Genomic DNA, 15,589 nt, shown 5'->3' on the forward strand with positions numbered 1-15,589 from the left:
AGCCGTGAAAACGGGCGCCCCGCTCCGTCATTGCGACGGGCGGGGCGCCCTTTTTGTGCCTGAAATCCGGATTTATTTCACCTTGACCCGGATGGATACGGTCTTGCCGCCGTACGATGCCTTGATCGTCGCCGTGCCCTGTGCCAGCGCTTTGATCTGTCCGCCCGACACGACGGCAACGCGTTCGTTCGAGGACGTCCATGCGGCCAGCGACGTGACGTCAGCCTCTTCCGTCTTGTCAAATACGGCAGTCAGCCGCACCTGTTCGGCTGCGCCGGGCGCCAGCTCCAGCGACTTCACCGACGCGGTCAGCTTGGTCAGCTTCGGCACGACCGATACCTGTACGATGAGCGGAATGCCCTGGTATTCGGTAACCACGGACGCTTGTCCGGCGGCGGCGGCCTTCACTTTGCTTCCGCTTACGGAGACGACGGACGGATTGCTCGACGTCCAGACGACTTTGTTGCTCAGCGTGACCGATTTGCCGTTCTTGTAGTAACCCGTTACTTTGATCGACTTCGACTTGCCCGGGTTCAGCTCGATCGATGCCGGGCTTGCTTCAAGCCGGACGATCTCCTGCTCGACGGTGACGCGGAACGTGAGCTTCTTGCCGAGGTAGGTCGCGGTCAGCGTGTAGCGGCCTGTCAGCAATCCTTTGAGCTCATTGCCGGCCACCAGAATGTTCGGCGACGACGTGGTCCATTCCAGCTTCGATTCCATGTCCTCGACCGTGTTGCCGTTCTTCAGGATAAGCCTTACGTCCGGCAGCGGAATCGACTTGCCGGCGACCACCGTCAATTCTTCGGTGTCGGACAGCAGCGCCAGCGGCTCTTCTTGCACGGTGATCTTCACCTGCGCCGTGCGTGTGCCGACGCGCGCCGTCAGCACCGTCTCGCCGAGGCCGCGGGCGAACCACTTTCCGTCTTCGACGGTGACGACATCGGTGTTCGCCGAGGTCCATTCGGCCAGGCCGGACACATCGATCGACGCGCCGGCAAGCGACTCGCCGGTTACCTTGGGCAGCGTGCCTTCGCCGTCTTCGAATGCGTCGATCGATTCCTTGTCGATCTCAATCGACCGGATGTACGGGTAGACGGTCACTTCAATGCCGACCGTGCGGCCTTTGTACGATGCCGTGATCCGGGCTTTGCCTTCTTCCTTGGCCGTCACGACGCCGTCCGCAACGGTCACTGCATAAACATTGGATGATTTCCATTCGGCGAGCGCCGTGACGTCGTCTTCCGGTTCATCCGGATGGTTCGCCGCGAAGGCTTGCAGCGGCACCGGATCGCTCCCCAGAAGCAGGTGCAGCGGCTTGTCCGCCGACAGCCGAAGCGCGGCGTAGGCGGGCCGCACGACGACCGTCACCTGCTCATGCACGCCGAGGTGTTCGGCGCGAACCGTCGTCGTGCCGACACCGGCCGGCTTCACAAGGCCGTTCTGCACGGTGGCCACGGACGTGTCGGCGGACAGCCAGTCAGCCTTCTCCGTCACGTCTTCGCTGCCGCCGTTCTTCAATGCGGCCGTTGCCGTGAGCTGCACGCCCGCATCGCCGTAGCGGAACTCGATCAGCTCTTCCGGAGCCAGCGACAGCGATTCGTAGGGCGAGGTCACATTCAGCTTGACGCTGTCGGTGCGGCCTTTGTACCGGGCCGAAATCGTCACCGAACCCGGAGCGGACAGTTCGACTTTGCCGCCTTCCACCCGGGCGACGGCTTCGTTCGAGGTGCTCCATTCCGCGTCATCGGTCACGTCCGAAGAGGCGCCGTTCTTGTAGGCGAGGAGCTTCAGCTCGAAGTCGCCGCCGAGCTCGACGTCGAGCGTCGAGTCGACCGGGCCGCCGCCGGACGATGCGATTTCGACTTTGTCATATTCGTGGGTGACGGTGACGCGCATCGTTTTCGATGCGGAAGCATACTTCACGGTAATGTCGGCGTAGCCGGAAGCTTTCGCCGTCAGCAGCCCCTTGTCCACCTGGACGACGCTGCTGTTGGACGTGCTCCAGACGGCTTCGAACGTCACGTCCTTGTAGGTGCCGCCGGACAATTCCGCGACGGCGGATATCTGCTGCTTCTCATCGACGTACATCGACAGGGTGTTGCCGATGCCGGCGAACTCGATCGCTTTCACCGTTTCGTCTGCTGCAGCCGCCCACGCGGCGGGCAGCGCCAGCAGGATCAGCGCGGTGATTGCGGCGATCAGGCGAATGCCGGTTTTGCCATGCCTTTGTTTCGTTTGCATCAATGTCATCCTCCTTGCGCTCTTGCGGCCGTCAGGCAGTCTACTCTTATATTAACGGCCGGAAGACGCGCATTCTGAAGGATTGGACGGAAAAATGTTCCTGCGTGTCGGAAAGTTTGCTGCGGGGTACGGCGGTTTTATTTTTGACGGTCAAGCGGTATAATGGTTGGGGAACTTGGAAGGCGGCTCCAAACGCGGAGACAGACAGAGGGGGAGGGGAGACGTTGAATCTGCCGAATATGCTCACGGCTTTGCGGTTTTTGCTGATTCCCGTCTATTTGATCGTATTCGCGAACGGGCATATGATCTCGGCGTTCATCGTTTTCACCGCTGCGGGGCTGACCGATGTTCTGGACGGATACATTGCCCGGTCCAGAGGCCTGGAGACGACGGCGGGCGCGCTGCTTGATCCGCTTGCCGACAAGCTGATGCTGATCGCCGTCATCGTGTCGCTGCTTATGGCGGGCATTATTCCGTGGGCGGCGGCGGTGCTGCTGTTCATCCGTGACATCGGGATGATCGCGGGGTCGGCGTTTTTCCATTTCCGGGGCAAAAAAACGGTCAAGGCAAACTGGATGGGCAAGCTGACGACGGTGCTGTTCTATGTGGCGCTGATGTTCATTTTCCTGGAACTGCCGTATGGCGTTGCGCTGCTCTGGTGCGTCATCGCGTTCTCGTTCGTCACATCGGTCATGTATATCGTGAAGTTCAGGGCGCTCAACAGCCGTCAGCCGGGCTGACGGACCGGCGATCAGGCCGAAAAGGAGCTTGCCCCGCGGGATGCTTCGATCCCTGCTGGACAAGCTCCCTTATCTGAACCTCCGCGATCTGCAGGTTCGCGAAGGGTGTTATTATTCTTGGTGGTTCCGCGAAATTTTATGCAGCCGTACCTGAGGGAGGATGATGATGTCGTGATGGATGTCAGACAGATTCAGGCGATCATACCGCATCGCCCGCCGTTTCTGCTGATTGACCGGATTCTGGAAGTGGAACCGGGCGTGCGGGCCGTCGGGCTGAAAAACGTAACGATGAACGAACCTTTTTTTGCGGGGCATTTTCCGGACTTTCCGGTCATGCCCGGCGTGCTGATCGTCGAGGCGCTCGCGCAGGTCGGCGCCGCCGCCATCCTGATGGTCGAAGCGAATCGCGGAAAGATTGCGATGTTCGCCGGAATCGACAATCTCCGCTTCCGCGGGCAGGTGACTCCGGGTGATACGCTGACGCTGTCGGTCGAGATCATCCGCCTCAAGGGGCCGATCGGCAAGGGCAAGGCGGTCGCGTCGGTGGATGGCAAGACGGTCGTCGAGGGCGAGATCATGTTCGCCCTGACGGACGGGGACGGCAACGCCGGCGCCTGAGGCGCGCCGGCCGGACGATTGAGGAATCATGATGTCGAGCAAGGAGTGGGGACGATGATGGAGCTGGGTGAAGCTCTTGAGCGATATCGGGCGTGGCTCGCGGATCCGTCGATCGATGAAGAGACGAAGCGCGAGCTGCGGGCGCTTGAAGGACAGGAGCAGGAGATTGCGGACCGGTTCTACCGGGATCTCGAGTTCGGGACGGGCGGCCTGCGCGGCGTGATGGGCGCCGGCTCGAACCGGATGAACGCCTACACGGTCGGCAAGGCGACGCAGGGGCTGGCGAACTGGCTGCTCGGCCGCAAGGCGCAGCCCGCCGTGGTGATCGCGCACGATTCGCGCCGCAATTCGGATGCGTTCGCCCTGACGGCCGCGGAAGTGCTGGCGGCCAACGGCATCAAGACGTATCTGTGGCCGGGGCTCCGCCCGACGCCGCAGCTGTCGTTCACGGTGCGCCATCTCGGCGCGGATGCCGGCATCGTGATGACGGCGAGCCACAATCCGCCGGAATATAACGGATACAAAGTTTACGGACCCGACGGGTGCCAGATTGTCCCGGATCTCGCGGAGGAAGTGATCGGCCATATCCGGAAGGTGAAGAGCTTCGCGGAAGTGAAGCGGATGGCCCGCGGGGAGGCCGAGAAAGCCGGGCTGATCGTCTGGCTGGGCGAGCGCGAAGACCGGGCGTACCACGAGACGGTCGCGGCCCAGAGCCTGCGGCCCGGGCTGCTGAAAGCCGGCGCGGGAAATGAGCTTTCCATTATTTATACGCCGCTGCACGGCGCGGGCAACGTGCCGGTGCGGGAAGTGCTGAAGCTGGCCGGCTTCGGCAACGTGCGGGTCGTCGCCGAGCAGGAGAAGCCGGACGGCGGATTCCCGACGGTGAAGTCGCCGAACCCGGAAGAGCGGGAAGCGTTCGCGATGGCGATCGAGCAGGCGAAGCGGGAAGGCGCCGACCTCATCATCGGCACCGACCCGGACTGCGACCGGATGGGCGCCGTCGTGAAGAACGAGCGCGGCGAGTATGTCGTGCTGACCGGCAACCAGTCCGGCGCCATTCTGGTGCACTATCTGCTCACGGCGCTGCGCGAAGCGGGCCGGCTGCCCGACAACGGAGCCGTCGTGAAGACGATCGTCACGAGCGAGATGGGGGCCGACATCGCCCGCAGCTTCGGCGTCCGCGTCGACAACACGCTCACCGGGTTCAAGTACATCGGGGAGCGGATGACGCGCTACGAGCAGACGGGCGAAGCGACGTTCCTGTTCGGCTATGAGGAAAGCTACGGCTATCTCGCGGGGCACTATGCGCGGGACAAAGACGCGGTCGTCGCCTCGCTGCTGATCGCCGAGGCGGCCGCCTGGTACAAGCGGCAGGGCAAGACGCTGTACGATGTGCTGCTCGAACTGTATGAGACCTACGGGTATTATTTCGAAAGTCTGGAATCGCGCACGTTGAAAGGGCTGGACGGCGTCCGGAAGATTCAGGGCATCATGGAGGACTGGCGGACGGCGCCGCCCGCGGAAGTCGCCGGAGTCAAGGTGGAGCGGGTGCTCGACTATCTTCCGGGACTGGACGGCCTGCCGCCGGAGAACGTGCTGAAGTTCATGCTGGCGGACGGTTCCTGGTTCTGCCTGCGTCCGTCGGGTACGGAGCCGAAGATCAAAGTCTATTTCGCCGTGCGCAGAAGCAAGCGGGAAGAAGCGGAGGCGGCGCTCGCCCGCCTGACCGCCGAAGTGATGGCGCGGGTGGACAATCGAAGTTAAGGAGTGGACACTTTGCCACAAGCATATCGATTCTGGAACCGGGCGGCGCGCCGGCTGCTCCTGGTGCTGACGGCGCTGGGCGTGCTTGCGGCGCTGCCGCTCGGTTTCGTTCGTCATCAGATGGAGCAGAAGTCGAAAACGGTCGAGTTCGTCTTCGATTACCGCGATCTGCTGCTGGTCGCTTCCTATCAGGCGCATCCGCAGCAGTTCATGGAAGAGAAGCTGGCGCTGCTCAAGGAGGCCGGCGTGACGACGCTGGCCGTGTTCGAAGGGTCGCTGGACGATTTCGCCCGGGCGGGACGGATCACCGTCTACAACTCCATGCAGGCCGCTTTGCTGCAGGGAGAGCCCGCTCCGGCGGATGAGAACTACACGTATGTGCTGTTTGCGGACGAGAAGGCGGCCGAGGCGCTCGAACCGTTGTTCCGGCGGGCGTTCGAGGCTAGCGGAAACGCGGTCCGGACCTGGTCTTTCGGCGGCAAGCCCGGCCTTGTGCTGGAGACGTCGGTCGAGGATGCGCAGCTTCGGCCGATGGAGCCGGACCCGCTGACGCTGGAAGAGCTCGCGGCTGCCGGTTTCCGCCTGCTGCCGCGTCTTACGGACCGGATTCGTCCTTACGATCCGGACCTGATGGACGAAATGCTCGGCCGGTTCGCCGAGCTCGGCGTGGAGCGTCTGCTGTTCGAGGGCACCGAGGCGACAGGCTTCGGCGACCAGGCGCAGATGCAGAGCCTGGATCATTTCGCGTCGCTGCTGAACAAGTACGGTTTCGGGCTTGCGGCGATCGAGAACATGCGCACGCCGCAGGCAGGCTTCGCGACGCTGGCTTTCAAGACGGATTACGATGTCGTGCGGCTGTACTCGCTGTCCGAGAACGACGCGTCCACGATGAGTCCCGCCGCCATCGCCGACCGCTTCCTGCTGGCGGCGAAGGACCGGAACATCCGGATGTTCTATCTGAACGCCGCGCCGATGCGCAGCGCGTCGAAACCGACGATTACCGATCCGCTGGACAACCTGGTCGCGGCGCTGGACGGCCGGGACGGCGAGGAAGGGGCCGTCGCGAAGCTGGAACGGTTCGGCTTCAAGGCGGGCTTCGCCGAGCCGTTTGATTACCGGTATGAAGGGTGGCAGAAGGTTCTGCGCGCGGTCGTCGCGCTGGGAGCGATCGCGATCATCGCGCTGCTCCTCGATGCGTTCCTGCGCGGCTTCGGGCTGATCGCATTCGTCATCGGTCTTGTCGGCAGCGCCGGCCTGTTCGTGCTCAGCCCGTCGCTGCTGGAGCAGGCGCTGGCGCTCGGCGCGTCGGTGGCGGCGCCGACGCTGGCCGTCATCTGGGCGCTCGGACGCGTGCGCGCGCATACCGAAGGCGACCGGCGGCCGGTCGGCGGGTTCGGCGATGCCGACCCGGCTGGCGCGGACGATGAGCGGCTGTTCGGCGGCCGGTGGCTGTTCGACGGCCACCCGGCGGGCAGGCGGCTTGTTTCGGCTGTTTTCCTGTTCGCGGTGACATCGCTGCTGTCGCTCTGCGGCACGGCGTTCGTCTTCGGCCTGCTGACGAATGTGACGTACAGCCTGGTGCTGCAGCAGTTCCGCGGCGTCAGCGTGCTGCATGCGGCGCCGATCTTCCTCGTCGCGCTGTACGTGTTCCTGTACACCGGGCGGTCCGTATCCGGGCAGCTGCGCAAGCTGCTGCGGCTTAAGGTGACGGTGCTCGGCGTCGTTGTCGCGGCCGTGCTGGCGGGCGTCGGCTACTATTATATGACGCGCACGGGCAACTCCGGCCAGGTGACGTCCATCGAGCTCGCGTTCCGGAATTTCCTCGAGTCGACGTTCGGCGTCCGGCCGCGCACGAAGGAGTTTCTGCTGGCGCATCCGCTGTTCGTCCTCGGTCTGTTCTTGTCGTTCCGCTATCGGGCAGCATGGGTATTGATGATCGCCGGCGTTCTCGGGCAGCTGTCGATGGTGGACACGTTCGCGCATATCCATTCGCCGATTCTGCTGTCGCTGATCCGCTGTCTGCTCGGTCTGGGACTCGGCCTCATCATCGGGCTCATCCTGATCGCCCTGTGGCAGCTCGGGGAAGGAGCGTGGCGGCGATGGGCGCTCTCCGCGAAGGGCAAGCGGCGTTCCGCGTAGCGATCTCGGGCTATTACGGGTTTCGCAACAGCGGGGATGAAGCGGTGCTTCGTTCGATCGTGACGGCGCTCCGGGAGGAAGCCTGGGCGGCCGGTGTGGAGATTGAGCCGGTTGTCCTGTCCGGCGATCCGGCCTGGACGCAGTCGGCGCACGGCGTCGAGGCCGCGCACCGGATGCGGCCCGCCGAGGTGCTGCGGACGCTGCGCGGCTGCGACGCGCTGATCAGCGGCGGCGGCAGCCTGCTGCAGGACGCGACGAGCGCGAAGACGATCCCCTATTACACGGGGATCGTCGGGCTGGCCCGGCTGCTGGGCAAGCCGGTGTTCGTCTACGCCCAGGGGATCGGGCCGGTCAAGCGGGCGTGGCTGCGCCCGCTTGTGCGCGCGGCGATGAACGCATCCCGCATCGTGACGGTGCGGGATGAGGAGAGCGCCGCGCTGCTCGCGCGCCTCGGGGCGGCGCGCGGGCGGATCGAGGTGGTGCCCGATCCGGTGATGGGGATGCCGCTGCCTCCGGATGCGGAGGCGCGCGCCGGGGATGGCATGGGCGGCCAAGGCCCGGGCGATGACGGCGCCGCGCCGGTGGTCGGCGTGTCGGTGCGCCGCTGGCGGCCCGACGGCGCCGACCTGGCGCGGGTCGCGGAGGCGCTGGCCGCCCTTGTCCGCCGGCGCGCCGTGCGGCTGCGCTTCCTGCCGCTGCACACGCCGGATGACGCGGAGGCGTCGCGTGCCGTGATGGATCGGCTGGCCGCGCTGGGCGCGGGGGACGCCGCCGAGCTCGCCGAGCCCGGCGACGATCCGCAGCGGATGCTGCTCGAGGTCGGGCGCTGCAGCCTGATCTTCGGCATGCGGCTGCACGCGCTCATCTACGCCGCGAACCGCGGCGTGCCGATGCTCGGTCTGTCCTACGATCCGAAGATCGATCATTTTCTCGCCCGGCTCGGTCTTGCGCCGATCGGGACGACGGAAGCGCTCGATGCGGAGGCGTTCGCTTCCGCGGCTGACGGCCTGCTGACGCCGGAAGGCGCGGAGGCCTGGCGGGAGCGGTACGGTTCCGCGATCGAAGCGCTGCGCCGGGAAGCGCGCCGGCCGGCGCAGCTTGTCGTGGAGACGCTGCGCGGCATGGCATAAGGGGTGACGACATGAGCCAGAAGCCCGATTATCCGGCGGTGCCGATTTTCGGCCTGCCGTTCTCGAAGATGAATATGGCGGAGACGGTGGAATATCTCGCGCGGGCGGTCGAAGCGCGGCGTCCGACGCAGGTGATCACCGGGAACCCGATCATGGTGATGGCGGCGCTTGAGCGGCCCGATTATTACCGCGTCATGGAGCAGGCGGAACTGATCGTGCCGGACGGCGCCGGCATCGTCTGGGCGTCCCGCTTCGCCGGCAATCCGGTGCCGGAGCGCGTCGCCGGCTTCGACCTGCTGCACGAACTGATGCGGGAGGGCGAGCGGCGGCGCTGGTCGGCGTATCTGCTCGGCGCGCGCCAGGAAGTCGTCGAGGAAGTCGCGCGGCGTCTGCAGGAACGCTACCCGCTGGTCCGGATCGCCGGCTGGCGGAACGGCTATTTCGGACCGGAGGATGACGCCGGCGTTGTCGCCGCGATCCGGGAAGCCGCGCCGGATCTCCTGTTCGTCGCGCGCGACGCGCTGACGACGCAGGAACCGTGGATCGCGCGCTACAAGCATGAGCTCGGCGTGCCCGTCATGATGGGGGTCGGCGGCAGTTTCGACGTGATCGCGGGACGGACGAAGCGCGCGCCGGTTTTTTTTCAGAAGCTCGGGCTTGAATGGCTGTACCGGCTGCTTCGCCAGCCTTCGCGCGCGGGCCGGATGGCCGCGCTGCCGCGTTTTGTGTTGAAAGTGCTGCGCGCGGGCCGGAAACTCGGGGAGCGGCCGGCCTCGGTGCGCGAGACGGAAATGAAGAAAATTTAAGCTGCATGATCAAATCGGCCCGACTTTCGCTTGATTCGGTGGGTGCAGCCGTTTTGCCTGTGAAAATCGGCTGAAAACGAGGATGGATTTTCATTCCCAAGAGGCGTATAATGCATTCGTTATGGTTTTGCCGCAACCGTGAGCGCGGGCAAGCGGCAAATCCGGTTGCAACGCAGCAATGCTTGTACGGGAGAGTGTGATGATGCCCACGGGCGTTTACCTCGTTATCGGATTTATCATCGCTGCAACGATGTCGCTGCTTCTGACGCCGGCGGTCAAGGCGCTTGCGTTCAAGATCGGCGCCGTCGACAAGCCGAATGCACGCAAGGTACATACGCGCATTATGCCGCGGCTTGGAGGACTGGCGATCTACGCCGCGTTCGCCATAGGGCTTTTCGCCCTTCTGCCGTTCCTGCCGGATGCGATGCTGAGCGGATATGACAAGCGATTCATCGCGGCGCTCCTCTCGGGCGGCACGATCATCGTGCTGATCGGCGCGCTCGACGACCGGTTCGAATTGTCGGCAAAGGTGAAGCTGCTGGGGCAGATTGCGGCCGCCTGCGTCGTCGTGTTCGGTTTCGGCATCCGCATCAGTCTGCTCAACATCCCGTTCGGCGCGACGATTGAGCCGGTCGCGGAATGGCTGGCGATACCGCTGACGATTCTGTGGATCGTCGGCTGCACGAACGCGATCAATCTGATCGACGGACTGGACGGCCTTGCGGCCGGTGTTTCCGGCATCGCGATCGCGACGATTCTCGTCATGGCCGTCATCATGGGCTCCGAGCCGGTCATGCTGCTCAGCGCGCCGCTGCTCGGCGGCATCATCGGATTCTTGAGGTACAATTTCCATCCTGCAAAGATTTTCATGGGCGACTCGGGCTCGCTGTTCCTCGGCTTCAGCCTGGCGACGCTGTCGATGCTCGGGTTCAAGCAGGTGACGATCGTTTCGTTCGTGACGCCGCTGCTCATCATCGGCGTGCCGCTGTCGGACACGTTCTTCGCCATCGTCCGGCGGGTGGTGAACAAGCGGCCGATCTTCGAGCCGGACAAAGGCCACCTGCACCATTGTCTGCGCGAGCTCGGCTTCAGCCACCGCGGCACGGTGCTGATCATTTACGGAATCGCCGCATTCTTCGGCGCGACCGCGATTTTCATGTCGACCGTCGTGCCGTCGTCGTCGGCGAACTGGGTGACGTTCGTCGTCATCGCGGTGCTCGTGTTCATTCTGCAGATCGGCGCGGAACTGATCGGGATCGTGGACAAATCGCGCCGTCCGGTGCTCAACCTGCTGGCCCGTCTGCGGATGAAGGCGGGAATTTCGACGCGGTCGAAGTGATGCCGAACGCGGGATGTACCCGCTCGTGAAGACGGATCCCATCATTTTTCTTTCACCTGGTCGGTTTTGCGGCCGGGTTTTTTTTGTGCTCTTTCGCGGTTGTTCGACTAAATATTCGCGTCCTGCGCGCCGATAACTTGGTTACGGGAAGTCGAACAGGAGGAGGGCAGTTGACGAATCGGGAACGACTGTCACCCGCGCATGAAGAAGGCTGAACGGCGGGTGCGGGAATCTTTTTTCGGACAAATGATGTTGCGCAAGGAGGAGGAGCTTTTGTGAAACGGTTTACCGCTGTGCTGCTGGCCATCTGCCTGGCGCTGGTGTCGGTTCCGACGGCGATCGCGCCTGTATCGGCGGCAGACGGGGATTATTTCATATTTCCGGGGGAACAATCGGATTTTGAAAATGCCAGAGTTGTCTTGACAAACACAATTGACCTGACGGGGACGATCAACCAGGTCATCGGGTCCACCATTTCGTACACGGTCGAGAGAGTCGTCAAGTCGAACGGGGTGGAGCAGGTCGTCCAGTCGAATCCGAATCAGACGGCCAACATTATCCTGAACGGCAACTCGATCCGGATCCTCAGCATTCAGCTGTTCCCGGGCGTGAACAAAATTACGTTCAAAGGCCTGAACGGGTTCACGGAAGTATCAAGCAGCATCTACATCGAGTACCGGAACAGTCCGTCGCTCTATGATCTGAAGGCGATTATCGACGGACAGCAATTTGACATTCTGGAAGACCGGACGACGGTCATTCATTCGGCATTGTCGCGGTATAAGCCGAACTATGACATCATCATCACCGGCAAGGCGCCGAATGCCGACCGCGTGACGGTCATTGTGAACGGCCGCAGCTATACCTATACGGTTTCTTCCATTAACGGATGGACGTTTGCGGCATCGCCGGTCAACGTTTCAAAAGGGAAGAACACGGTGACGATCCGTGTTCACAACGGCACCCAGTACGTAGAGACGACGCGCGACATCGCGTTCTACAACGGCGAAGTGACGTTCTACGATCTGACGCTGACGAACAACGGCGATTCGTCGACCGCTTCGCTCGAGTCGGCGCCGAACTATTCCGTCAAATCGGGGGCAACGGTCTTCGTCACGGGCAAAGTCATATTGCCGGTCAAGGTGACGCAGCAGGGTTTGAATAACGAAAACGACTTTGAGACGGTCTATACGCCGGATGTCAGCATATTCGATGGCAATCCGACTTCCGGTTATGAGTATTCGCTGAATGGCGCGGCCTGGTCCAAGCTCACGCTGACCGATCCCGATCCCCCGGCGTTCACGCCGGCCACCCAATTCGTGACGGTCCAGTTCGAACAGGAGATCGGCGAGGTAGACAACGATCTTTCTTTCGACACGCTTCACACGCTGGAGTTCCGCGGCGTGAATGCGATGAAGAATGCGCCGGCGAATATCGACACCACCGGCAGGTTCGCGTTCTACCTCCGCAATGCGGACAAACCGTATATTCATGAAGTGAATTATCTTCCGGGGTATTCGGATGCGACCAATGAATCGCAGCTGCCCGGCATGACCGGTTCGCCGCTGAATGGCGCCACGATACCGGCGCTGCCGCTCGGCGTGGAACTGCTGATCGGCAACCCGGATACGGCGAATGAAGAAGAAGTCAAGCTGACGGGGGTCAAGAATTCGCAAGGCACACCGGCGCAGGATTCCGAATATTCGGCCGATCAGATCAAAATGACGTCGCCGGTGTTCGTGACCCGGACGATTGACGGCGTCGACCGTCAGTTCCAGCGCGTATTTCTGAGGATTGACAAGCTGCCGGCTTCCGGAACGCTGACGCTCAAGTTCGAAGTTACAAACGGCACGAGCACGGAGGTCAAGATCCAGCTGCTGTACGGTCCGTATGTCAAATATGACCGGCTGTATGACGGCATGGAAATTTACTATGACACGACACAGTTCCAAAATGCCGGCGAGGCCGTCAACTTCCTCGACACGTATTTGAGCGACTTCAAGGGCGAACTGAAGAACGTCAGCAACACCGGGGATATTCGATACTCCAATGATCCGGGACCGCCGGCCAAGTTGCAAACGGTATTCATGTACATTAACAACATTGAAGTGAAGCTGACGCAAGAAAATGCCACCGGACCGGTGACGCGGTTCATGCTGGACACAAGCGACTCTTCTAACCTGGACAAGGCCTTCGATGCGATCTTCAAAGGCGGCGAGAATGTCGTCAAATTCGTCTTCCTGACGCCGAACAACAGCTATGTCAACGAGACGAAATTCGTCATCATCCCGACGAATCTGCCCGAAATTCCGGCGAAAAACACGGACGGCGTCTTCCCGTACAGCGTGAACCGGACGGAGCCATTGAAGAACGATCCGAACTTCGAGCTGCGCGGCTCGGTCTATACGACGCGCGAAGCGCGGATGAATATTTACGGAACGTTCGATTTCATCGATTTGGGCACGGATTCCGGATCGGTGAGCACAATGCTCAATGGTTTGCAAAATAAAAACAACTACATTCTTCAAATTCGGACCGGCGACTCGGAACCCATCCAATGGGACTTGACCAAAGTGTTCCGGGATTCGGACGGCCAACAGCATAACTCGGACGATTCTCCGATCAACGTGACTTACGATCTGGAAGGGCAATATTTCTCCTTCATCCTGGAGAATCAGGCTCTTCCGGTGGACGGCAGTCCGATCGTCTATACGATCACGGTATTCAACTCCGGTCTGAACGGACCGCGGGCGACCTATCGGCTGGAAGTGGACCCGACGACGATTCCGTACACGATCCTGTCGCCGGTTTCCGAGAAGCGCACCGTCAACAAGAGCTTCGTCGAAGTGCTGATCTACTCCGAAGGCGCTGAATCGGTGCAGATTGACGGCAAAGAGGCGAAGAAGGTCCGTTACATCGACTATTCGAAGTCGCCGGAAGAAGAACTGGACGCTTTCTATGGGCTCGTCACGGGGCTGAAAGCGAACAAGCCGACGAACATCAAGTTTGTCATTACGAGCGGCTCCGAGAAAATTCAAGACACCCTCACCGTGACCTACACGCCGGAGAACATTCCCGGTGCGCAGGTTATGGAGACGATGAAGAACAAGCATACGCCGTTCGGCAATGCGCTGACGTTGTCGTTCGAGCGGGGCACCAACCTGATTCGGCGGGATTATAACGTGCCGCAAGAATACAAGACTCAGGTATACAACGGCAACAACATCCTGTTTGCGATTGCCAACCCGACGGACGGCGTCGTGGACCGGCACGAGTTCGAGAGCGTGCCGGCCGGATATGACCTGAACGTGGAATTGGGCTCGGTATATTTCTCCGCGAGCTTCCCGAAACGATTCGTGAAGGTCAGCCCGGTGTTCTGGATCGACGCGGGTCAGGCCGACGATATCGCGACTTCGCATTACGATCCGATTACGTCCGGCTACGATCCGCTGCCGTTCTCGAAAATCAAGGATGAAAGCCGCGAGTACTATTTCCAACGCAATCCCGAAAGGGAGCTGATCCCGTCGAAACGGGGCACGTTGACGCTCGGGTACGACCCGTCGGCGCGCCAGAGCGCAGGCGTGACGATCACCGTATTCCGGTTCGACCCGTTCACCCGGCAATGGGAGAACATCGGCGGCACAGTCGACGAGAAGAAGAACACGATTACGGTGCCGTTCGACCGGTTCGGCTACTACGTCGTCGGCAAGCTGTCCGCCGGCTACAACGATATTATCGACCATCCGTACGCGCGCAATGCGGTTGAAGCCGTGTTCGCCAAAGGCGTCATGAACGCGATCGATCCGAGCGGCGCGTTCGGCACGGATCAATATGTAACGCGCGGCGAGTTCACCCGGATGATCGTCCGCGCGCTCGAGCTGCCGCTCAATTACGACGGCCCGAAACACTTCATGGACATCGGTGATACGGGCGGAGTCGTCAGCCCGGATGCGCTCTGGGATTACCGCTATATCGAAACGGCGGCCAGGGCGGGCATCGTCAAGGGAACCCGTCCGGAGACGTTCGAGCCGACCAATTACATTTCGCGCCAGGACGCTGCCGTCATGCTCGCGAATGCGTTGAACCTGAAGCAGGATACGAATTACGACAACATTCGCAAGCAGCTGCAGAAAGCGTTCAAAGACGAGGCGAGCATCAGCGTCTACGCGAAACCGGCCATCGCGGCAATCCAGAAGAAAGGATTCATTACCGGTGCGCCGGTTGACGCGAACGATTTGTCGAAAGGCTATGTTTTCGAACCGACGGCGCGTCTGCTGCGGTCCGACGCCGCCATCATCATCGCGCGCGTAATGGCCGATCAGAAGAAGCTGCCGAAGATTTTCGCGCCGCAGCAGTAAGCCCGATGATGCACGGAAAACCGGATCATCATGATCCGGTTTTCCGCATGCAAAAATCGCGCTTCTTGGAAGATAGTTAATATCGACTGGCGAGACCTCATCAAGCTATACTCATAAGCGTAAGTCAGCCGATTCAACCAGCGGAAATTCAAAAAATAATTTCTTCGTATCTGAGCAAAACATCGCAACTTTTTTGAACCGTCTGCGTCTAAATACATGACTTTCGGGAATCACGGAATTTGCAGAGCATCGCAGGCTGCCGGTTCCGAACTGCCTCTTTACGGTTATTGTCTAAGCATTGTATAATGTTGTAGTGTCGTATATGAAGCTACCAAGATTTTCTTCCAACGGTTACGAGTTTCTGCGACATGATCTTACATTTTCGTATGAGACTTGACGCAGACATCATTTAATACGAATTCGCGCTCAACTCTGGGAAGGGGGTGAATCGGCA

The 15,589-nt window shown here is 61.4% G+C and carries 9 protein-coding genes; 8 read left to right on the forward strand and 1 reads right to left on the reverse strand.

Annotation, left to right across the window (positions count from 1 at the left end):
- Positions 1-72: 72 nt before the first annotated feature.
- The gene (locus KJQ12_RS15215; RefSeq protein ID WP_213485603.1) at positions 73-2,241 is read right to left on the reverse strand and encodes an Ig-like domain-containing protein; all 2,169 of its coding nucleotides are present in this window, start codon (positions 2,239-2,241) and stop codon (positions 73-75) included.
- Positions 2,242-2,465: 224 nt separating this feature from the next.
- Between KJQ12_RS15215 and KJQ12_RS15220 the strand changes: the two genes are divergently transcribed.
- The 8 genes from KJQ12_RS15220 to KJQ12_RS15255 all read left to right on the forward strand — a co-directional run bounded on the left by KJQ12_RS15220 (position 2,466) and on the right by KJQ12_RS15255 (position 15,135).
- Positions 2,466-2,981, forward strand: coding sequence for a CDP-alcohol phosphatidyltransferase family protein (locus tag KJQ12_RS15220; RefSeq protein WP_213485605.1), 516 nt, complete (start codon positions 2,466-2,468; stop codon positions 2,979-2,981).
- 174 nt (positions 2,982-3,155) lie between these two features.
- Positions 3,156-3,599: a 3-hydroxyacyl-ACP dehydratase FabZ gene (fabZ, locus tag KJQ12_RS15225; RefSeq protein WP_425315985.1), complete on the forward strand. Its 444-nt coding sequence runs from the start codon at positions 3,156-3,158 to the stop codon at positions 3,597-3,599.
- Between the two features lie 54 nt (positions 3,600-3,653).
- The gene (locus KJQ12_RS15230) at positions 3,654-5,363 is read left to right on the forward strand and encodes a phospho-sugar mutase (RefSeq protein WP_213485607.1); all 1,710 of its coding nucleotides are present in this window, start codon (positions 3,654-3,656) and stop codon (positions 5,361-5,363) included.
- A 12-nt stretch (positions 5,364-5,375) separates the two neighbouring features.
- A complete protein-coding gene (locus KJQ12_RS15235; RefSeq protein ID WP_213485608.1) occupies positions 5,376-7,502 on the forward strand; it encodes a DUF5693 family protein in 2,127 nt (708 codons plus the stop codon).
- Positions 7,463-8,632: a polysaccharide pyruvyl transferase CsaB gene (gene csaB, locus KJQ12_RS15240; RefSeq protein WP_213485609.1), complete on the forward strand. Its 1,170-nt coding sequence runs from the start codon at positions 7,463-7,465 to the stop codon at positions 8,630-8,632. Before KJQ12_RS15235 ends, csaB begins: the two co-directional genes overlap by 40 nt.
- Before the next feature lie 11 nt (positions 8,633-8,643).
- Positions 8,644-9,438, forward strand: a complete 795-nt coding sequence (locus KJQ12_RS15245) for a WecB/TagA/CpsF family glycosyltransferase (RefSeq protein WP_213485610.1) — start codon at positions 8,644-8,646, stop codon at positions 9,436-9,438.
- A 202-nt stretch (positions 9,439-9,640) separates the two neighbouring features.
- Complete coding sequence (locus KJQ12_RS15250; protein WP_213485611.1) at positions 9,641-10,777, forward strand: MraY family glycosyltransferase; 1,137 nt, start codon at positions 9,641-9,643, stop codon at positions 10,775-10,777.
- A 275-nt stretch (positions 10,778-11,052) separates the two neighbouring features.
- On the forward strand, positions 11,053-15,135 hold the full coding sequence (locus KJQ12_RS15255) for an S-layer homology domain-containing protein (protein ID WP_213485612.1): 4,083 nt from the start codon (positions 11,053-11,055) through the stop codon (positions 15,133-15,135).
- Positions 15,136-15,589: the final 454 nt, after the last annotated feature.

Source organism: Thermobacillus xylanilyticus (assembly GCF_907165215.1).
GTDB lineage: Bacteria > Bacillota > Bacilli > Paenibacillales > Paenibacillaceae > Thermobacillus > Thermobacillus xylanilyticus.